Source organism: Thalassococcus lentus, assembly GCF_028023555.1.
In the GTDB taxonomy this organism is placed as follows: domain Bacteria; phylum Pseudomonadota; class Alphaproteobacteria; order Rhodobacterales; family Rhodobacteraceae; genus Thalassococcus_A; species Thalassococcus_A lentus.
This window is the reverse complement of sequence record NZ_JAQIOY010000001.1, coordinates 284,417-303,296: the sequence shown is the minus strand read 5'-3', so window position 1 is coordinate 303,296 and position 18,880 is coordinate 284,417. Positions and strand designations below refer to the sequence as shown.

The 18,880-nt window shown below is 56.7% G+C and carries 19 protein-coding genes; 10 read left to right on the top strand and 9 right to left on the bottom strand.

The genetic code is table 11. The features are described 5' to 3' along the window. Window positions 1-3 precede the first annotated feature (3 nt). Window positions 4-498 (bottom strand): protein-export chaperone SecB, encoded by a 495-nt coding sequence (secB, locus tag PFY00_RS01530; RefSeq protein ID WP_271430752.1) that lies wholly within the window; start codon window positions 496-498, stop codon window positions 4-6. A gap of 57 nt (window positions 499-555) precedes the next feature. Then, window positions 556-1,068, bottom strand: a complete 513-nt coding sequence (locus PFY00_RS01525) for an FxsA family protein (RefSeq protein WP_271430751.1) — start codon at window positions 1,066-1,068, stop codon at window positions 556-558. Window positions 1,069-1,171: 103 nt separating this feature from the next. Between PFY00_RS01525 and PFY00_RS01520 the strand changes: the two genes are divergently transcribed. Genes PFY00_RS01520 through PFY00_RS01510 form a run of 3 tightly spaced genes read left to right on the top strand, consistent with a single transcriptional unit; the run spans window position 1,172 to window position 3,455 of the window. Next, window positions 1,172-1,831, top strand: coding sequence for a Tim44/TimA family putative adaptor protein (locus tag PFY00_RS01520; protein WP_271430750.1), 660 nt, complete (start codon window positions 1,172-1,174; stop codon window positions 1,829-1,831). A 38-nt stretch (window positions 1,832-1,869) separates the two neighbouring features. Continuing rightward, window positions 1,870-2,868 carry a murein transglycosylase A gene (mltA, locus tag PFY00_RS01515; RefSeq protein WP_271430749.1) on the top strand — a complete coding sequence of 333 codons (999 nt, stop codon included), beginning with the start codon at window positions 1,870-1,872 and terminating at the stop codon, window positions 2,866-2,868. After that, window positions 2,865-3,455 carry a Smr/MutS family protein gene (locus tag PFY00_RS01510; RefSeq protein ID WP_271430748.1) on the top strand — a complete coding sequence of 197 codons (591 nt, stop codon included), beginning with the start codon at window positions 2,865-2,867 and terminating at the stop codon, window positions 3,453-3,455. The genes mltA and PFY00_RS01510 overlap by 4 nt, the downstream gene beginning before the upstream one ends. On the opposite strand, the gene PFY00_RS01505 is transcribed toward PFY00_RS01510, so the two are convergent. From PFY00_RS01505 to crtA, 5 genes are read right to left on the bottom strand one after another with little or no spacing between them, the layout of a single operon-like run. Further along, a complete protein-coding gene (locus PFY00_RS01505) occupies window positions 3,452-4,678 on the bottom strand; it encodes an MFS transporter (protein WP_271430747.1) in 1,227 nt (408 codons plus the stop codon). The two genes, PFY00_RS01510 and PFY00_RS01505, sit on opposite strands and share 4 nt — an antisense overlap. Before the next feature lie 45 nt (window positions 4,679-4,723). Further along, window positions 4,724-5,572 (bottom strand): alpha/beta fold hydrolase BchO, encoded by an 849-nt coding sequence (gene bchO, locus PFY00_RS01500; RefSeq protein ID WP_271431435.1) that lies wholly within the window; start codon window positions 5,570-5,572, stop codon window positions 4,724-4,726. Between the two features lie 13 nt (window positions 5,573-5,585). After that, a complete protein-coding gene (locus PFY00_RS01495) occupies window positions 5,586-7,271 on the bottom strand; it encodes a magnesium chelatase subunit D (RefSeq protein WP_271430746.1) in 1,686 nt (561 codons plus the stop codon). Then, window positions 7,268-8,281, bottom strand: a complete 1,014-nt coding sequence (gene bchI / locus PFY00_RS01490; RefSeq protein WP_271430745.1) for a magnesium chelatase ATPase subunit I — start codon at window positions 8,279-8,281, stop codon at window positions 7,268-7,270. Before bchI ends, PFY00_RS01495 begins: the two co-directional genes overlap by 4 nt. Further along, window positions 8,278-8,985, bottom strand: a complete 708-nt coding sequence (gene crtA / locus PFY00_RS01485) for a spheroidene monooxygenase (RefSeq protein WP_271430744.1) — start codon at window positions 8,983-8,985, stop codon at window positions 8,278-8,280. The genes bchI and crtA overlap by 4 nt, the downstream gene beginning before the upstream one ends. A 131-nt stretch (window positions 8,986-9,116) precedes the next feature. Here crtA and PFY00_RS01480 point away from each other — a divergent pair, with 131 nt between their 5' ends. The 3 genes from PFY00_RS01480 to tspO are packed head-to-tail and all read left to right on the top strand — an operon-like array spanning window position 9,117 to window position 12,175. Next, window positions 9,117-10,673: a phytoene desaturase gene (locus PFY00_RS01480; RefSeq protein WP_271430743.1), complete on the top strand. Its 1,557-nt coding sequence runs from the start codon at window positions 9,117-9,119 to the stop codon at window positions 10,671-10,673. Next, window positions 10,670-11,710: a 15-cis-phytoene synthase gene (gene crtB / locus PFY00_RS01475; protein ID WP_271430742.1), complete on the top strand. Its 1,041-nt coding sequence runs from the start codon at window positions 10,670-10,672 to the stop codon at window positions 11,708-11,710. The genes PFY00_RS01480 and crtB overlap by 4 nt, the downstream gene beginning before the upstream one ends. Before the next feature lie 6 nt (window positions 11,711-11,716). Next, entirely contained in the window at window positions 11,717-12,175 is a 459-nt protein-coding gene (gene tspO, locus PFY00_RS01470) for a tryptophan-rich sensory protein TspO (RefSeq protein ID WP_271430741.1), read from the top strand. On the opposite strand, the gene crtC is transcribed toward tspO, so the two are convergent. Further along, a complete protein-coding gene (gene crtC, locus PFY00_RS01465; protein WP_271431434.1) occupies window positions 12,172-13,047 on the bottom strand; it encodes a carotenoid 1,2-hydratase in 876 nt (291 codons plus the stop codon). The two genes, tspO and crtC, sit on opposite strands and share 4 nt — an antisense overlap. Beyond that, on the bottom strand, window positions 13,002-14,600 hold the full coding sequence (gene crtD / locus PFY00_RS01460) for a 1-hydroxycarotenoid 3,4-desaturase CrtD (protein WP_271430740.1): 1,599 nt from the start codon (window positions 14,598-14,600) through the stop codon (window positions 13,002-13,004). The genes crtC and crtD overlap by 46 nt, the downstream gene beginning before the upstream one ends. 108 nt (window positions 14,601-14,708) lie before the next feature. On the opposite strand from crtD, the gene PFY00_RS01455 reads away from it, so the two are divergent. The 4 genes from PFY00_RS01455 to PFY00_RS01440 all read left to right on the top strand — a co-directional run bounded on the left by PFY00_RS01455 (window position 14,709) and on the right by PFY00_RS01440 (window position 18,836). Next, window positions 14,709-15,581 (top strand): polyprenyl synthetase family protein, encoded by an 873-nt coding sequence (locus PFY00_RS01455; protein ID WP_271430739.1) that lies wholly within the window; start codon window positions 14,709-14,711, stop codon window positions 15,579-15,581. A gap of 3 nt (window positions 15,582-15,584) precedes the next feature. Further along, window positions 15,585-16,721, top strand: coding sequence for a methyltransferase (locus PFY00_RS01450; protein WP_333908184.1), 1,137 nt, complete (start codon window positions 15,585-15,587; stop codon window positions 16,719-16,721). A gap of 139 nt (window positions 16,722-16,860) precedes the next feature. Beyond that, complete coding sequence (bchC, locus tag PFY00_RS01445) at window positions 16,861-17,838, top strand: chlorophyll synthesis pathway protein BchC (RefSeq protein WP_271430738.1); 978 nt, start codon at window positions 16,861-16,863, stop codon at window positions 17,836-17,838. Then, complete coding sequence (locus tag PFY00_RS01440) at window positions 17,835-18,836, top strand: chlorophyllide a reductase iron protein subunit X (RefSeq protein ID WP_271430737.1); 1,002 nt, start codon at window positions 17,835-17,837, stop codon at window positions 18,834-18,836. The genes bchC and PFY00_RS01440 overlap by 4 nt, the downstream gene beginning before the upstream one ends. The last annotated feature ends 44 nt before the right edge of the window (window positions 18,837-18,880 follow it).

The following is an 18,880-nucleotide window of genomic DNA, read 5'->3' as shown; positions in this document are numbered from 1 at the left end:
GGATCAGGCAGTACCCTGTGCCGTAGCAGCCTGACGACGCTGAATTTCTGCGCGGTAGAGCGCAAGAAAATCAATAGTCTCGAGATTCAGCGGTGGGAAACCACCGTCGCGGGTGACATCAGAAACGATGCGACGCACAAACGGGAAAATCATCCGAGGACATTCGATCAGCAAGAACGGATGAACCTGTTCTTCAGGGACGTTTTCGATCTGGAAAACGCCTGCGTAGTCGAGTTCAAGCAAGAACAGCTGCTCGCCGCCTGACTTGGATTTGCTATCGATCTTGAGCTTGATAACAACTTCGTACTGGTTTTCTGTGGCGCGCTTTTTTGCATCCAGATTTACCTGCACCTGAACATCAGGCTGCACTTCGCCATTGATGCCTTTTTGCGCAAGAATGTTCTCAAAAGACATGTCCCGCACAAACTGTGCCAATACGTTCATTTTTGGGGCTTGGGGCGCATCCGCCGCCGCTGCACCGTTTTCGTTCTCGGCCATTTACCGCTCTCCGCTAAAATAGATCGCAGCAGGGCATAGCAGGCTGACGCGCCTTGCTCAATGCCGTGTCCAGCCAGAACCCGGATGATTGGCTTTCTTTTCTTCTGAAACCTCAGTGTAGTCGCCGTCGATCACGTCATCCTGCGGCCTTTTAGCGGGGCTCGTGTGCTGATGGTGATCATCAAAACCGGATTGGGGTGGCCCGCCCATATCAAACCGCTGCACGTTCACTCGCTTGCGGGCCCACTGGAAAACCGCCTTTCGAACGGGGGGTGCCAGCAAGGCAAAACCAACGGCATCGGTAAAAAAGCCGGGTGTAAGGAGCAAAGCGCCGGAAAACAGGATCATTGCCCCGTGTGCCAAAGGCTCGCTTGGATCATTCAGTTGGGAAAAACTGTTTCTGAGGTCATTCATGGCCAGCCTTCCCTGCGCACGCACCAGCCAAGTTCCCAAAATCGCTGTCAGAACCACAATCAAGAGCGTCGGCCAAAGCCCGATCAGACCGCCAATCTGGATGAACAGGGCAATTTCGATCAGTGGAACAGATAGAAAGGCCAAAAACAGCCACATAGCATCGCCTCCAATAGCTGGGCGTAGGTGGACTCGCCCGGGTGCAGCCCCTACATAGGAATTCGAACACTCCTTTTCCATCCACACCCTGAAAGAGGTGCCGATGAATTCCGCTATCCTGCAGCTACTGGTTCTGGCCGGTATCGCCATTTTTCTCGTTTTGCGTTTGCGCAGCGTGCTGGGCACGCGCGAGGGTTTTGAAAAGCCCCAAGCGCCTACAGCACCGGCTGGCCCCGACCCGCGCCGCGACTTCGAAGTTATCGATGGCGGCCCAGATCTGGATATCACAGACCATGTTCTTGCAGGCAGTGATGCTGCCGAAGCCTTGGCCGCAATGAAGAAGGCCGAACCCGGTTTCGGTGTTTCCGATTTTCTGGGCGGCGCGCGGGGCGCCTATGAGATGATCCTCATGGGTTTTGAGCGTGGCGAGATCGAAGAGCTGAAGCCATTCCTGGCCGATGATGTCTATCAGACCTTTGCTGAAGTTGTGGCCGCACGCGAGGAACAAGGCCTCAAGATTGAGGCGGAGTTCATTGGCGTCCGGGAACTGTCCCTCGTGGATGCCAATTTTGACGAAGCGACTGCGACCGGCGAAATCACTGTGAAGTACATCGGTGAACTGTCGTCTGTGGTTAAGAACGCCGAAGGTGAAATCGTCGAAGGTTCTGACCGCGCAGTAAAGAAACAAAAAGACGTTTGGACCTATGCACGGAAAATGGGAACAGGCGATCCTAACTGGCAACTTATCGCCACGGACGAATGACCCGGTACCTCCTTGCTATTTCAATTGCGATATCCCTGATGGCTGGCCCGGTTTCTGCTGAAACAGAACCCAGCTATGCCATCCTCGGATTCGAGGATTTGAACGGCTGGGAAGACGATGATCATGCCGCCGCGCTTGAGGTGTTCAAGAACACTTGCGGCGACATGAAAGATCCAGACTGGACTGCACTTTGCAATCTTGCGGCTGAGGCTGGCAACGCAAAGCAGTTCTTTGAACTTTTCTTTCGTCCGGTGATGATTACCGACGGAAACGACGGACTATTCACGGGCTACTTTGAACCCGAGCTGGATGGCTCTCCTGTACGCACGCCGCGATACAAATATCCCATCTACGCGATGCCCCCCGAGGCCAAAAAAATTCGGCCCTGGCTGACCAGACGCGAAATTCTGACGACAGATGTGATGCAGGGTCGTGGATTGGAAATTGCATGGGTTGATGACGCGGTTGAGCTGTTCTTTTTGCAGGTTCAGGGCTCAGGTCGCGTCAAGTATCCGGATGGTTCGTATATCCGCGTCGGGTATGGCGGTTTCAACGGTCATCCCTACCGCTCAATCGGCCAAGAGCTTGTACGCCGCGGCACATATCAACCGCATCAGGTCTCTGCTCAGGTCATAGCCAACTGGGTGCGCCGAAACCCTGAACAAGGCGAGGAATTGTTGTACCACAACGGATCCTACGTCTTCTTTCGAGAGGTCAGCGAAGTCCCGGCAGACAAAGGTCCGTTGGGTGCGATGAACCGATCCATTACGACAATGCGCTCAATCGCAGTTGATCCCGCATTTACCAAGCTGGGCGCGCCGGTCTGGATTGAGAAAGAGGGAAAGTCGCCAATACGCCAGCTGATGGTGGCGCAAGACACGGGATCCGCGATCAAGGGCGCCCAACGCGCGGATATTTTCTTTGGAACCGGGGATGAGGCTGGTCGCATGGCAGGCCGCATCAAGGACCCCGGTCGTCTGGTCGTTCTGATGCCAATTCAGCGCGCCTATGCTCTGCTGCCGGAAGCGGTGCAATGACGAAGCGGCACTTGCGGCCGGACGAATTGGAGCTTTGGCAACAGATCGCCCGTAGTACTGATCCGCTTCACAAGCATCGACCGCCGCAGCCAAAACCCAAACCACTGCCCAAAAAGGCTTCGATTGGCGAGAATAATCCCAAAGCTATTACGCCTTTCAAAGCAGGCCAATCCGCCCAATTCAGAAGCGATACGATCATCCCGCCGCCGACCACTGCCGATCGGTTAAAGCAGGATGGCGTTTCGATGGATGCAAAAGCGTTCGGGCGGATGAAACGCGGCAAGCTCGTCCCCGAAGGTCGACTTGATTTGCACGGAATGACGCTGGATCAGGCGCATGGCGCTTTGGTTCGGTATATACTAACGGCTCAAAGCCGCGGGTTCAGACTTGTGCTTGTGATTACTGGCAAAGGCGATCGCGAAGATCCTTATGATCCCATGCCGCGCCGACGCGGTGTTTTGAAAACGCAGGTGCCCCTTTGGCTTCGCATGCCGCCTGTGGCGCAGGCCGTCTTGCAGGTTAGCGAAGCACACCGGAAACATGGCGGGGGTGGTGCCTACTACGTCTATCTTCGCAGGCGGCGCTAGGCCGCGCTGGGCGGTAAATCTGGCGCTGAGCGACCGACACCTACGGCCATGCAAACCGTGGCGAGAACGAAAAAGGCTGCCACGCCGAGATACTGGCTTTCAAGACCGATACCAGCGTCAATCAACACACCGGTTATGCCCGGCCCAATGGCTGATCCAAGAACCATGATTGCTGCGGCCATTGCCTTTATCGAACCCAGATGGCGGGTGCCGTAGAACTCTGCCCAAAACGCATTGGGCAAGGTTGCATTTGCTCCTGTCGTCATAGCCAGAAACAGCATTCCGACAAAGGTAGACGTAATGCTTTGTCCCAGCGCAAAAGCGACGAACCCCAAGACCATGGGCAGCTGATACCAGGGGATCAAACGAGCAGAGCCAAACCGGTCCAACATCCAGCCAGACGCCACCATCACAGCCACTGCGGCCATTGTATAAACCGGAAACAGAGCAACGAGATCAATGTGAGCCCAGCCTTTGATTTCGGCGAAATGAACTTGTTGGAAAAAGAACGCAGTGTTGAACGCTGAGGGCCCCAACAAAGCTGGAACCATGAACCAAAACATTGGGTGCGCCATAACGTCTTTGCGGGACCAATGTTTGTTCAACATGCCATTGGCATGATCTTCTTCGGCATGGCTTTGCGGGGTTCGTTCCTGTTTTAGCAAAGTCAGCAGAATTGGAATGGATACCAGACTAACCATCACGGCCCCAACCCACAGCCAGCGCCAGTCCATGATCAGCATGAGCGACACAAAGCTGATAGGCAAAAGCGCTTCGCCGATGGCAAACCCGAGCCCTGCAACAGATAGCGCCCGGCCCCGCGTTGCCACGAACCATCTGGACATCGATACAACCGCGATATGGCTAACCATTCCCTGTCCACTGAAACGCAGCGCAAAGATGACAAACGGAAGCAAAGCAGCCCAAGTGTTCAGCGCCATCAACAGGCAGGCGCTCGCGAGCATGGCCAGAACAACGGCCCCCAACGTTCGGCTGCGAAAGCGATCCGTCAAGCCACCGGCCCAAAGCATCACGACAGCCGATGCACTGGTTCCCAATGTATAGATCCCGCCCCATTCCCCATGGCTGAGTTCAAAGGTTTCGCGGATTTCACCGGCAAAGATCGAAATGAAGAATGTCTGTCCAAAGCTGGAAAGAAATGTCAGGAGAACACCAGCAGAAAGCCAGCGTGCGTTATCTCTGAGAAAATTGAACAGGCCCATAAATTGCCTATGAACCTGCCAATCAAATCTCGCAAGCGTTTCCTGTTAAATGTCGTTGGCCGTCAACCAACGCTGGATGTAGTCGGCGACGACATCGGGCACTTCTTCGTGCACCAGATGGCCATAGCCATCGAGACTGATGACCTGTGCGTTGACCATGCGATCTGCGGCCTCAACCGCACCGACCGGTGAAACCATTTTGTCGTTGCTCCCTGTTAGGAACAAACAAGGGTGTTCCAGTCGTCCCAGATCACTGAGCAGACCATCAAGTTTCCACTGGGCCATCATGAGCAGCGTCCCATCCACATGTGATCTTTTACGGAAAAGCCGCGCGTACAGATCCTTGTTTGAGCTGGGTATATCCGACCCTGTTCCAGCCAAAAGTGATAGAACACGATCAGGCTGGGCCATGCTCTTTGTGAGGATATCGACCATACCGGGTGTCATTGCCATCATGCGTGCCGCCATTGGAAACATGAGTCCGGCCAACCCCTGAAATGGTTGCAGTGCTGGATTGATCCCAACGATTTTCGCGTCGTTGTCCAACAGACTTGCCAACCTAAGAGCAATCGCAACACCGGCCGAATGACCCGCAATCGCTTTTGGTTGCCAACCCTGCGCTCTGATTAAACCTGCAATGTCTTGCGACACGCAGTCCATGGATGATCGCATCCGGCTTCCCAGACTGGTAAACCCATGCCCGGGCAAATCGAGCGCGATGACCCGATACGACTTTGACAGAATTGAAATGAGATCGCGCCAGCTGTGAGTCGAGGCGCCTGTGCCATGAAGCAGCAGCAGTTCTGGCCCAGACCCAACACATTGGACATGCCACTCGTGTGGCCGGTTTCTGATAACTGTCGAATGATCTGCCCAAGGCCAATCCGGCGGCACAGAGCGATCCACCTTATACCTCCAAAGCAGCGCCGATGGCCTTGCTCAGACCGCGTGCATCCGCGCGTGGAAGGGGCACATAAGTTGCGCCCAAAACACCGGCAAGAACATTCAAGTCGCGCTGCGGTCGCACTGACGTATCAACCATAACAGAGGGTAAGTTCATTGACCGCAGGACACTGGCCATTGTCTCGGCGTCTTCCTTTGCTGCGGCACGTCCAACCCGTCCGGGTAAGGGTACATTGGCGCGGCCGTCGGTCAGTATAGCCAACGACGGCGACAAACCCTGGCTTTGCGCTTGTTGAGCAAGTTCGGACATGGCCTTAAGACCCGCGGCCAAAGGCGTTCCACCGCCCCCCGGCAATCCTGCCAACCTGCGTTTCGTCTGAACGAGAGAACGCGTAGGCGACAAGATCACCTCCGCGCCTTCACCACGAAAGGCGATCAAAGCCACATGGTCACGCCGCGAGTACGCTTCGCCCAGCATCAATTCGACAGCGCCTTTGGCTTCGGACAATCGGGCAACGGCTGATGAGCCGGAGGCATCGACCCCGAAAATAATCAAACGATCGGACAGTTCCTGATATTGGCGGATGTGAATATCGCTGGATCGGATGAGAAGGCCACTTGCCTCTGGCTGTGCCTTTCGGCGCATCGGTTGCCACGGTGCCGCTGCGCGCAGTGTGGCGACGATGTCTATTCGGTTGTCTCCGGTCGGTGTACCCATCCGCGATGGCAGTGGCCGGCCGCGCCGGTTGCCTTTTCGTTTTTGCCCCGCGCCGCCAGAGCCTTTTGCACCTTTGGCGCTGCCGGGCTTGTTCAATGCAGACAAGATCTCTGGGGGAAGCAAAGCCTTGACCGCTTCGATCAACATCTCGCTTGGTATGTCTTGCAGATTTTCATCCGCCTCATGGTTTTGTGGCTCTTCTGGCTCAGGGGCTTGATCGGGTTGATCAGGGCTGTCTTCGGCCTCTTGCGGGATCATCGTTGCGCGGTGCGAATAGACCAGTTGCGCCGCGATTTGCAGGTCTTCACCGGTGACAGATGTATGACCAACCAAGGCCGCATGTGCGCGTGCGCAGGCCAGTGCCAAAAGCGGTGCGCGCAAACTGTCGATGCCAAATCGCGCCGCTGTCACGACCAACATCTCAAGCGCGTCTTCTGGAACGCCGATTTCACCGACAGCTTTTCTTGCGCGCAGGACGTCGTGCTGATCCAAAACGATCTCGGCCAGTTCTGCCGCGCGCAAACCGTCCAGCTCCAAGGAAAACGCCAATCTTTCGCGCAACGCCATTGGCGCCACTTCGTCATCATCGGCGCCTTCGTCCATAAGGATCAGGCAATGGCCCATTTGCGTATCCAGTGCCTGCGCCAAACGCGCGGCCAATCCTGCCGTGCAGCGTTCGGCCATCGTCAGCAACAGAAATTGAGGCTCGGCCAAAAGCCCCTTTGACTTGACCACGCGCCCTTGGGCCAAGGTGCCAGAGATGTCTATGCCACCGAATAGCTGCGCATCGGCAATGTTGGGCGTGATGCGCCGCAATGGGGCAAGGCTTGGAGGTCGGGAACCCAGAAAAATATCACGAACCGGACTGGCGCGTGACCGCAGGTGCAGTCCGCCCAACCCGGCAGGATCAACGGCCAGCAGGGTCAGGGCCAATTGACCTGTGATCCAAGACTGGGCGGAATCCTCAATCATGCCAAAACGTCATCCACCGTGCGCTGGACTCGCGTTACAGAACCGGCGTCGTCCAAAGGATCGCGGCGCAACCGGTGGGACAGCGCCATAGGCGCCACTGCGCGCAAATGATCGCGGGTAACAACGCTGGCACCTTCGAATGCGGCCATCGCCTTGGCAGTGCGAAGCAAGGTCAGCTCGCCGCGAAGACCATCCGAACCGAGCGTGACACAAAGCTGCGCGCAATCGCGCAATGTGTCGTCTGGTGTTTGAACATCAGCCAGAACACTGCGGGCGGACAGAATCGCATCACGAATCTTGGCGTCCTCAGCACGCCACTTATTGAGAAACTGGCTTTTGTCTGCTTCGAAACCCGCGCGGCGTCGTATGACCTCGATTCTTTCTTCGATGTCAGACGGGGAGCGAACCTCAACCGACAATCCGAAACGATCAAGCAATTGAGGGCGCAATTCGCCTTCTTCGGGATTCCCCGAGCCAACGAGCACGAACCGGGCATCATGGCGAATAGAAAGCCCCTCGCGTTCGATGACGTTTTCACCGGACTGCGCAACATCAAGAAGAAGATCGACGATGTGGTCCTCCAACAGGTTCACTTCGTCGATGTAAAGATAACCGCGATTTGCACGTGCCAGAAGTCCGGGCTCGAACGCTTTCTCGCCACGGGTCAGAGCGCGCTCAATGTCCAATGCCCCGACAACCCGATCTTCGGTCGCGCCAAGCGGCAAATCGATGACTGGGGTCGGAACTTCGGCGATTTCGTCCGACGTTGTTTCAGCCCATTCAGCTTCTTCATCGGGGCTTGCCGCATTGGTTGGGCTGCCCCGAACGACAGCAATCGGTGGCAGCAAACCGGCCAACGCGCGGACCGCAGTCGACTTCCCGGTTCCGCGATCACCAAAAACCAGAACACCGCCGATACCCGGATCAACCGCTGTCAGGATCATGGCCTGCTTCATGGCCTCTTGTCCGACGATGGCAGAAAACGGGAATGGTTGCTTAGTGGGTCTCATCTCTGGACCTCCTTGAGAATTCTTGGGCTTTGACCGTCCCAGCTGCCGGTTTCGCCAGCGATGCGGAACCGGGCGTAAAGCTCTTCGCGAAACCACTGTCCGTCGCGGACGGCAGCAATTGCCTTGGCGTGGGGGCCATCCTTGCGCGCAAAATTCGCCATGCTTGCGGTGTCAGGCCAAATGGAGAACGTGACCTGATGCAAAAGCGGAACTTCCCCGATGCCAATCTTGAAAATCACGTTTGGATCAGAGCCAATTACAGCGCTGATGTCCGGAACTTGCCCCCAGAATTTCATCGCGATCGATGGCTTTAGGGTGGCGCGGGTCAGGGCAGCGATGGGGCCGGCCCCCGAATCGTCCTGGGGAACGAACGGTGTTTCGTTGGCCCATTCACCACGCGAGGAAATTGGATTCAGAAAGACAGTCCAATCTTCGGCAGCGCGCGCTCGATACCGGGCAAAGACGTTCTGAGTTTGAAGGGCCGTGCGCGCTGTGTGCAGGTCATCCCAAACACACAAGATGGCGTAAACAGCGGTGTTTGGCACAGGCGTAAACCCTTCACCGGTGCCGGAGCCACACAGCTTCCAAAACGACAATCCATCAATTCTAGGAAGGGAAAGACGTGCCGCGCCCATCATGGCCAGCGCCCAAAGACGTGACGAGAGTCCGTCGAAACGGAACAGGCTGAGACTAACGGTTTGCATCTTTGCATTTCCCATGCATGTCAACTTAGTCTGACACATAGATCGTATAAAGAAAAGGAAAATGCCCTCTTGAAAACGGGATACAACGAAACATTGTCAGCTTAAGTTGACAGTGCTAGGCTCGATCCGACATGACTAAGATAGACACATCTATGACTCCGGCGCCCAATGCGCATGCGATAGTCGTCGGGGCTGGGCTCGGTGGCCTTGCGTCGGCAATGCGACTCGGTGCGCGTGGCTACCGGGTGACTGTGATCGACAGACTTGATGTGCCCGGCGGCCGTGGCTCTGCTATCTGGAAAGACGGGCATCGATTTGATCTGGGGCCCACAATTGTCACCGTACCTCAGGTGTTCAAGGAGCTGTGGGCGGCCTGCGGGCGTGACTTCCATTCAGAAGTGGATCTGCGTGCGCTGGACCCATTCTATGAAATTCGCTGGCCAGATGGGTCTGTATTCACCGCCCGGCAGGATGGTGAAGCGATGCGTGAAGAAGTGCGTCGCCTGTCACCCGGTGATCTTGCCGGGTATGACAAGTTCATCAAGGACAGCGAAGCACGCTATTGGTTTGGTTTCGAGGATCTGGGCCGCCGGTCCATGCACAAGCTTTGGGATTTGATACAGGTGCTGCCCCGCTTTGCGATGCTGCGCGCTGACAGGTCCGTCTACGCGCATGCTGCCAAACGGGTAAAAGATGAACGCTTGCGCATGGCGCTTTCCTTTCACCCCCTGTTTATCGGAGGCGATCCCTTCAACGTCACGTCGATGTACATTCTGGTGTCGCATCTCGAAAAGGAATTCGGGGTTCACTATGCGATGGGCGGCGTTGCTGAAATGGCCCGTTGCATGGGCAATGTTATCAAGGATCAAGGCGGTGTCCTGCGGATGAAAACAGACGTGGATGAGATCGTCGTTCAGAACGGTCGCGCCACCGGTGTCCGTTTGGCATCGGGCGAAACGATCGACGCGGATGTGGTTGTCTCAAACGCGGATGCCGGGTTCACCTACAATCACCTGTTGCGAAACCATAGTCGCAAACGCTGGACCGCCAAGAAGCTTCGAAAATCGCGTTGGTCGATGGGGCTGTATGTCTGGTACTTCGGAACAAAAGGCACAGCGAACATGTGGAAGGATGTGGGTCACCACACCATCCTGAATGGACCCAGATACCGAGGTCTGGTGCGCGACATCTTTCTCAAAGGCAAATTGGCCGATGACATGTCTTTGTATGTGCACAGACCATCGGTGACTGATCCCACCGCCGCACCAGAGGGGGACGATACCTTTTACGTTCTGTCCCCTGTCCCGCATCTTGGTCACGATCAGGCAACGGACTGGTCGTTGGTTTCTGACAGCTACCGGGAGAAAATGATCAAGGTTCTGGATGAACAGCTGATCCCCGGTTTCGCGGACCGCATCACAGCGCAAGAAACCTTTACCCCTGATACTTTTGAATCGCGGTATCGGTCTCCCTTTGGCACCGGGTTCTCAATAGAACCCCGAATCCTTCAAAGCGCGTGGTTCAGACCGCACAATGTTTCCGAAGAGGTCGATGGCCTTTACTTGACAGGTGCCGGAACACATCCGGGCGCTGGGCTACCAGGCGTCATTTCGTCAGCCGAAGTGCTGAGTCAGCTTGTTCCGGACCCGGAATATTTGCCTGTGCACCAAAAGGTCGCTGCCGAATGACGCAGGCAAATGCAGATATGGAAGCCTGCGCAGAAATGATCCGTCATGGATCCCTGTCGTTTCATGCCGCTTCCAAACTGTTGCCGGCCGATGTGCGAAACCCTGCACTTGCACTCTATGCTTTTTGTCGGCTGGCCGATGACGCCGTCGACTTGCAGCAGGAAAAGGCTGCGGCGGTTCTTCAGCTTCAGGAGCGATTGACGCTGGTCTATGAAGGCCGCCCCAGAAACGAAGCGCCAGACCGTGCGTTCGCCGCGGTTGTCGAGTCTTTTCAGATGCCCCGCGCTTTGCCCGAGGCTTTGCTCGAAGGATTGGCCTGGGACGCCATGGGCCGGCGGTATGAGACGCTGTCAGATGTCTTTTCCTACTCTGCGCGCGTCGCGTCGGCTGTTGGTGCGATGATGTCTGTTCTTATGGGTGTCCGTGATCGTGACGCTTTGGCACGCGCATGCGATTTGGGCGTGGCGATGCAATTGACAAATATTGCGCGCGATGTTGGCGAAGATGCTCTGGAACATAGGCTGTATTTACCGACTGATTGGCTAAGCGACGCGGGGCTGGAACCCGAGGCGTTTTTCGCTAATCCGATGCCGACCAAGGCGATCCGCCAAATGACCCGTCGGCTCGTGATGCAAGCCAACCGACTGTACTATCGATCGGAACCGGGCATCGCAGCACTGCCCTTAAAATGCCGTCCCGGGATATACGCAGCGAGACTGATTTATGCCGGAATAGGGTCTGAAGTGGCAGAGGCCGGTTACGATTCCATCACGTCGCGTGCGCACACGTCCAAGGTTCAAAAAGTGGGATGGTTGATGCAGGCCGGACTGCGATCCGCATTGTCATGCGTCAGCCCACAGGCGGCAACACTATATGCCGAACCATTGCCAGAAGTGGCCTTTTTGGTTGATGCCGCGGCTGAGCAAAAACAGACCTGGAGCCGCGCAGACAGTCTGATGGATGCTTTGACGGCACTCGCGGCCAATGACCGCGCCCGCAAACAAGCCTTGCTAACGGATCGCGCGCGGCCTACCTGACCTCTCATGGTCTATGCATTGTTCTTGATTTTTTTAGCGGCCTGCTTTGCGGCAGGTTCCACTGGTGGTTTGTTCCCACCGGGCCCATGGTATCGCGAACTGTCAAAACCAAGCTGGACACCGCCGGATTGGGTTTTCCCGGTTACGTGGACGACGCTTTACATTTGTATGGCGAGCGCGGGCGCGCGTGTTGCCTTGGCCGATGATAACGCCTTTGCCATGGCGCTGTGGTCTTTGCAGATCGCTTTGAACGGATTGTGGACCCCGGTTTTCTTTGGATTGCAGAAGATCAAGCTGGGGCTGATTGTATTGATCGCTCTTTGGCTTTCTGTTGCAGCCACGATGATTGCCCTTTGGATGGTTGACTGGATATCCGGTCTGCTCTTCGTACCCTATCTTGTTTGGGTGACGATCGCCGGTGCCCTGAATGCATCCGTTATGCGGCTGAACCCGGAAGAGCGCTAAATTCCGAACGACCATCCCGCCCGTCGCGGGACACGCACGGCAAGCATTGGTTTGAGAAGCGGAGATCTGAAGCGGGTTAAATCGAGCGCTTCGTGAACACCGGTGCATGTCTCGCCGTCGATCGTCGTTTGCACAGATGATCTGGAATAGAACGGTGCATCGAGCATATTCATGATCTGCCGTGGCTTGGTTCCTTTGTCACCGCGCGTTTCGCGTTTGACCGCCCAAAGAGATCTACGGAAGCCAAGCTTTGGAGGCAGCGCGATTTCATGTGCATTGCCCTGCGCGTCAAAATGAAAACCGGAGGCCAACTCGGATCCATCCAATCGGGTCGCATCATAGAAACACGTCGCCCCGCCCTTGGCCGGGAAACGCCCCCATGTCCAATAGCTGAAATCCTGCTCCAGCGCTCGTGTACCAAAGTTAGCGTCAAAGTACCCGTGACCAGACCATTGCCATCCCTTGGCTTCGAGATCGCATTCGATGCGGGAACAAGGGCCAAATGGACGCCAAATGTGGGCACCATCCGGTGTCAGCGGCAATTCGACTGTTGTAATCGCGCTGGGCGTGACGCGAATTTGTCCACGCACGCGGGATACAATTGGGGGTCCGGAAACCTCATTGACGTCAATAACCAATGTGCCCCGATCCCATGTCATGGATGACGGCCCGACGGTGAATCGTCTTGGGCTCTGTCGCAGCGCACTACGACCTCTGTCTGTCATAGTGAACCGTCCGCCCGGCCCATAAGTCGCGACGTTGATGCAGACGTTGTTTTCGGGATCCTTTCTGCCTGACCAGGCGTACCAGGGCGAGAAGACAGATCCTATAAACCCGATGACGGATAGCGCGCGTGTCCCGCAATCTGAGATCCCGTCGACATACCACCAGGCATAGCCGTTTTCCGGGACGTTGAGGTGGAAGTTTGGCCCCCCAATATCGCCTCGGCCGCGTGCCTGCCGGAGAGCGCCGCCATCGGAACCCCTGCCCCCGGGTGACACCCGCCTCCGCACAGCGTCAGCCCCGGTATGGCCGTTCGGGCGCGCGGTCTGTTCAAGGCCGCTGTCATCCCATGCGGGCTCTGCCCGTAAAGGGACCCTGCGCTGCCCGGAAAGAGCGTGTCGAATTTTTGAGGCGTCGTCAGCGCAGGTTTTCCCGGAGCCGGTGAGAAGGTCAGGCCGAAGCGTTCCAGCGCCGTGAAGGTCCGTCTGTGACATGTTTCAAACTCCCGTTCATCCAAACTGCGCCTTGAGGTTGGCGGCGCGTTCAGGATGATTTCAAAACGTTCCAATTTCGGAACTTGCTTGGACTGCCCACGATCCTCAGCGCAGACATACAAGGTTGTGTCGTCTGCAAGCGTGCCACGCTCCAGCGCGCTGAAATCCGTGCGAGGATCGGCGCAAAAGAAAACGTTGTGATGGGCCAAATCGGGCCCTTTCGCTTCGGCTGCAAACGCCCAAACATGAGCAGACAAACTGCGCGCGGCCTTGGCTGTCTGCGGCGCAACGTCGGTCATCGCATCGCCGAGCTGGCCGAGCGCCAATGCCCGGGGATCGCCGTTGAACACAACTTGGGCAGCTGGCAAAATGCTTCCGTCTTGCAACGCGACTCCTGTCACGCCTTCACTGTCTGTCAAAATCCTTGTTACATGGGCGCCAAACCTGAACTGACCGCCCCGCGCTTGAATAAGATCGGCTATGGCGCAGGCCAGCCGATGCATCCCACCCTCGATCACCCAGACACCCGCTTCTTCGGCTTGCCAAATCAACGACAGCAGAGCCGGCGCTTTGTAAGGTGAGCCGCCCACGTAAGTTGCGTATCGCCCAAACAATTGCCGCAAGCGCGGGTCTGAAAAACTGCGCTTCAAAAGTGCTGCCAAGGTCGAAAGAGGCGCCATGGCGCCAAGCAGGGAAGGATTGGATGCAACCACCCTGACCAGTTGGCTCAACTCAGGTTCGGGCGCCTCCATCATCGGCTGACGGAAAGCGGCAAACAATGTCTCTGTTCTTGCGCAAAATGCCTCGAACTCACGCCGTGATGCACTCCCGCAAAAGGCTTCGATAGCCTCTGCGCTGCGTGTTCGATCGGCAAATAGATCCAAAGGGCCAGATTCTGGCCACCAGTGACGGGCCAGCACATCCTGTTTGTGAAGCGATACGTGAGATTCCAGCTTTTCGCCGACGTGATCGAATAGGTGGTCGAACACATGGCGCATGGTCAGGACGGTGGGGCCGGCATCGACACCGCCAGCATCGCTGGGAATCTGGCGCATTTTCCCGCCGGGTGCATCAAGCCGGTCAACGACAGTCACATCCAGCCCGGCATGGGCCAAGGGCAGCGCAGCGCACAGCCCACCAATGCCAGCACCCACCACGACCACTGGTCCTTTGCGGGCTGTCCCGAAGGTATCTGTCGTTCTTTTCATAGACCAATAGTTGACTCGCGAACTTCAACTGTCCAGTATGATTTACACATAGATGTCTAAAAAGAATGACACACCGCGCAAAAGCGCACTTCTCCAAGGGAGTCCTGAATGGGAATGCATGCTCGAATTGACGCAGCAATAGAAGCAGCCATCGCGACGGGGCAGGGCCGTACAGCACCCGCCAGATTGTCTTCCGCCCTACACTATGCCTGCACCCCTGGCGGCGCGCGCATCCGACCCACGATCTTGATGTCTGTTGCCATGGCGTGTGGCGACGATCAGCCCAAACTAAGCGACGCAGCCGCTGCAGCGTTGGAGCTGATCCACTGCGCCAGTCTAGTCCATGATGATTTGCCATGCTTTGACGACGCCGATCTTCGGCGCGGTAAACCATCCGTTCATCGCGCCTTCTCGCAACCGCTCGCGGTACTGGCGGGCGACTCTCTCATTATTCAGAGTTTTGGAATTCTTGCTGCTGCGGCACCAGCCGCGCCTGATCGCGCCTTGGGCCTGATTGAAATTCTGTCCCGTCAAACCGGAATGCCGCACGGAATCTGCGCGGGGCAGGGGTGGGAAAGTGAAAGCGACATTGATTTGTCTGCCTATCACCTGTCCAAAACAGGCGCGCTGTTCATTGCGGCGACCCAGATGGGCGCGGTGGCCGCTGGGCAAGAAGCAGAACCATGGTTTGAGTTGGGCGCTCGCATCGGTGAAGCGTTTCAGGTTGCTGACGATCTGCGCGATGCCCTGTGTGACGAAGCGGAGCTGGGCAAGCCAGCGGGACAGGATGATTTGCACGGCAGACCAAACGCAGTTGCGCAGCTGGGTCTGAATGGGGCGGTCAGCCGATTGAATGACATTCTTTCCGGCGCAATCGCTTCGATACCGGCCTGTCCGGGCGAGGCACAGCTGGCGCAAATGGTCCGGATGTATGCAGAAAAGCTCGTCCCGGCAGAAGTCTTGGCAAAGGCAAGAGCCTAAATCATGACGATGACGGCAGACAATCCTTCGGAGGCCAAATCTCGTCGGGTTGGTCTGCGCACCCGAATTGCCCGGATCATTGCCAAGCCCGGCTTTCAACGGTGGGCGGCACGTTTCCCACTGACCCGGGGTGTTGCCAGACGTGAAGGCGAAGCGCTGTTCGACCTTGTTCAGGGCTTCGTGTCTTCGCAGGTACTGTTCGCCATCGTTCGGTTGGAATTGATTCACCGATTGATGGATGGGCCGATGACTGTGGGGCAGTTGGCGCAGGGATCCGGCGTTCCGGTCGAACGGATGCAGCGCCTGGTTCAGGCTGGCGCTGCTCTGGGCCTGATGCGCAGACGAGGGGATCTGTTTTCGGTCACGCAAAAAGGGGCCGCTCTGATCGGAGTCCCGGGTCTGCAACAGATGATCCTTCATCATGATGTGTTGTACCGCGATCTCAGTGACCCCGTTGAGTTCCTGAAGGGCAACAAAGAAACAGAGCTGGCCGGCTTTTGGCCCTATGTATTTGGCGCTGAAGGGGCCACGGATCCTGAAACGACCGCCGTTTATTCCGACCTGATGGCAAAGTCTCAGGGTTTGGTTGCCCAAGACACTTTGCGCGCAATCAAACTGGATGGCATCCAGATGATGCTGGACGTCGGCAGTGGCTCCGGTGCTTTTGCCGAAGCGGCCGCAACCGCCTATCCCGATCTAAAGGTAACTTTGTTTGATCTGCCCAAGGTCGTGGATGCCGCGAGTACGCGTCTGAGCAATTCAGCGGTCAAAGACCGAATCGAAGCCAGCGCAGGATCGTTCCGTGATGACCCGCTCCCGCAGGGCGCAGAAGCGATTTCACTGATCCGGGTTTTGTACGACCACGAAGACACAACAGTTGTGGCCTTGTTGGAGGCAGCGTTTGGCACGCTTCCTAGCGGCGGCAGAATCATCATTTCAGAGCCAATGTCAGGCGGCCAGACCCCTGAAAAATCCGGTGATGTCTACTTTGCCTTTTATTGCATGGCCATGCGCACCGGCACTGTACGCAGTCAGAACCGGATCGCGGAACTCTTGAAAACTACCGGGTTTAGCGACGTTCAGACACCCAAATCTGCAAGGCCTTTCGTGACTTCCGTGGTCACGGCGACCAAGCCGTAAGGCCTGCAAATTCAGACTGTCTATTTTAGTTGACACTAAAAGATGTAACGGTAAACTTACAATAACGATGTAAACCTGTTTGCCGTTTTGGGGATTCGCTGAAGCGCAGCAAACAACTGAGAACAAGGGGGGTAACATCATGAAGACCAACGCCGTCCTTCTGAATGGGCCCAAGGAGCTCGCTGTGTCCGAACTCAGCCTCTCCCAGCCTGGACCCCGTGATCTTGTTGTCGACATCAAACATTCTGGAATTTCGACCGGCACCGAAAAACTGTTCTGGTCTGGCCAGATGCCACCCTTTCCCGGCATGGGTTACCCTCTGGTCCCGGGCTACGAGGCGGCTGGTGAAGTTGTAGAAGCTGGCGCAGAGACTGGCTTTAAGGCTGGTGAACATGTGTTTGTGCCGGGAGCGAATTGCTACGACGGCGCCTTTGGTTTGTTCGGAGGAGCTGCATCGCGTGTCGTGACGGATGTGGATCGTGTGACCCGAATCGATCCGGGGCATGGTCCTCAGGGCGCCCTCCTCGCTCTGGCGGCCACCGCCCGGCATGCCATGGCTGGTTTGGACAAGGCATTGCCTGACCTCATCGTCGGGCATGGCGTTTTGGGCCGGCTTTTGGCCCGTCTCACCGTTGCTGCGGGCGCGCCTGCGCCGACGGTCTGGGAAATTGATGCCGACCGCTCAAAGGGCGCAGCCGGCTATGAAGTCATTCATCCCGACAGCGATGAACGGCGCGATTACAAATCGATCTACGACGCTTCGGGGCGCGGCGACCTGCTCAACGAATTGGTTGGTCGCATTGCGAAGGGCGGAGAAATTGTTCTGGCTGGTTTCTACACTCAGCCGCTCCAATTCGCGTTTCCGCCAGCCTTCATGAAAGAAGCGCGTTTCCGCGTCGCCGCGGAGTGGGAGCGCGACGACCTCTGTGCCACGCGCGCTCTCGTCGAAAACGGTGCGCTGAGCCTTGACGGACTGATCACGCATCAATCCGACGCCACGCAAGCCCCGCAAGCATATGAAACGGCCTTCGAAGATCCGGCCTGTCTCAAAATGATCCTGAACTGGTCGCCCACGCGTTCAAACACGTCCGGGCCACAATCGGAGAATGCCGCATGAAGGACGAAGTGCCGAACCTGAAGGGGTACGACAAGCGCCTCAAAGACGAAGCGACCGAGGAACTGGATGAAATTCCGGTGACAGAACCAACGTCCAAGACACAGATCATCGCGATCTATGGCAAAGGCGGAATTGGCAAAAGCTTCACGCTGGCAAATCTGAGCCACATGATGGCAGAGCAGGGCAAGCGCGTTCTGCTGATCGGTTGTGATCCAAAGTCTGACACTACGTCATTGCTGTTTGGCGGAAAGGCCTGTCCGACGATCATCGAAACCTCGACCAAAAAGAAACTGGCCGGAGAAGAGGTGAAGATCGGGGACGTCTGTTTCAAGCGCGGCGGTGTTTTCGCGATGGAACTCGGCGGTCCAGAAGTCGGGCGCGGATGTGGTGGTCGCGGGATCATCCATGGCTTTGAACTGCTGGAAAAGCTGGGCTTCCACGACTGGGACTTCGACTATGTCCTTTTGGACTTTCTCGGCGATGTGGTCTGTGGCGGCTTTGGTCTGCCGATCGCGCGTGACATGGCGCAAAAGGTCATTCTGGTTGGGTCCAACGATCTGCAATCGCTGTACGTCGCGAACAATGTTTGTTCCGCGGTTGAGTATTTCCGCAAACTGGGCGGGAACGTCGGTGTTGCCGGGCTTGTTGTGAACAAAGACGATCATTCCGGCGAGGCGCAGGCCTTTGCTGAAGCGGCGGGCATTCCTGTGCTGGCTTCTATTCCTCAGGATGATGATCTGCGGAAAAAATCGGCCAACTACCAGATTGTCGGAACGCAAGAGAGCCAGTGGGGCGCATTGTTTGCAGCGCTGGGCGACAACGTTGCCAAGGCTCCGCCAGTCCGGCCCAAGCCGCTGAGCCAGGACGGATTGCTTGATTTGTTTGATGGTTCGGAAACTGGCGCGGGCATCGTGCTTGAGCCAGCGACTGACATGGACATGCGTGGCAGCAATGCAGCGCCAAAAGAATCCCTCGAGGTGATTTACGACGACGCCTGACGGCAGGACCCGGGGCTCTGCCCCGGACCCCGGAGGTATTGGGA

Bases quoted from the DNA above. Each gene is read 5' to 3' on its own strand.
- secB (WP_271430752.1), bottom strand. From the start codon at position 498: ATGGCCGAGAACGAAAACGGTGCAGCGGCGGCGGATGCGCCCCAAGCC.
- PFY00_RS01525 (WP_271430751.1), bottom strand. From the start codon at position 1,068: ATGTGGCTGTTTTTGGCCTTTCTATCTGTTCCACTGATCGAAATTGCC.
- PFY00_RS01520 (WP_271430750.1), top strand. From the start codon at position 1,172: ATGAATTCCGCTATCCTGCAGCTACTGGTTCTGGCCGGTATCGCCATT.
- mltA (WP_271430749.1), top strand. From the start codon at position 1,870: ATGGCTGGCCCGGTTTCTGCTGAAACAGAACCCAGCTATGCCATCCTC.
- PFY00_RS01510 (WP_271430748.1), top strand. From the start codon at position 2,865: ATGACGAAGCGGCACTTGCGGCCGGACGAATTGGAGCTTTGGCAACAG.
- PFY00_RS01505 (WP_271430747.1), bottom strand. From the start codon at position 4,678: ATGGGCCTGTTCAATTTTCTCAGAGATAACGCACGCTGGCTTTCTGCT.
- PFY00_RS01495 (WP_271430746.1), bottom strand. From the start codon at position 7,271: ATGATTGAGGATTCCGCCCAGTCTTGGATCACAGGTCAATTGGCCCTG.
- bchI (WP_271430745.1), bottom strand. From the start codon at position 8,281: ATGAGACCCACTAAGCAACCATTCCCGTTTTCTGCCATCGTCGGACAA.
- crtA (WP_271430744.1), bottom strand. From the start codon at position 8,985: ATGCAAACCGTTAGTCTCAGCCTGTTCCGTTTCGACGGACTCTCGTCA.
- PFY00_RS01480 (WP_271430743.1), top strand. From the start codon at position 9,117: ATGACTAAGATAGACACATCTATGACTCCGGCGCCCAATGCGCATGCG.
- crtB (WP_271430742.1), top strand. From the start codon at position 10,670: ATGACGCAGGCAAATGCAGATATGGAAGCCTGCGCAGAAATGATCCGT.
- tspO (WP_271430741.1), top strand. From the start codon at position 11,717: ATGGTCTATGCATTGTTCTTGATTTTTTTAGCGGCCTGCTTTGCGGCA.
- crtD (WP_271430740.1), bottom strand. From the start codon at position 14,600: ATGAAAAGAACGACAGATACCTTCGGGACAGCCCGCAAAGGACCAGTG.
- PFY00_RS01455 (WP_271430739.1), top strand. From the start codon at position 14,709: ATGGGAATGCATGCTCGAATTGACGCAGCAATAGAAGCAGCCATCGCG.
- PFY00_RS01450 (WP_333908184.1), top strand. From the start codon at position 15,585: ATGACGATGACGGCAGACAATCCTTCGGAGGCCAAATCTCGTCGGGTT.
- bchC (WP_271430738.1), top strand. From the start codon at position 16,861: ATGAAGACCAACGCCGTCCTTCTGAATGGGCCCAAGGAGCTCGCTGTG.
- PFY00_RS01440 (WP_271430737.1), top strand. From the start codon at position 17,835: ATGAAGGACGAAGTGCCGAACCTGAAGGGGTACGACAAGCGCCTCAAA.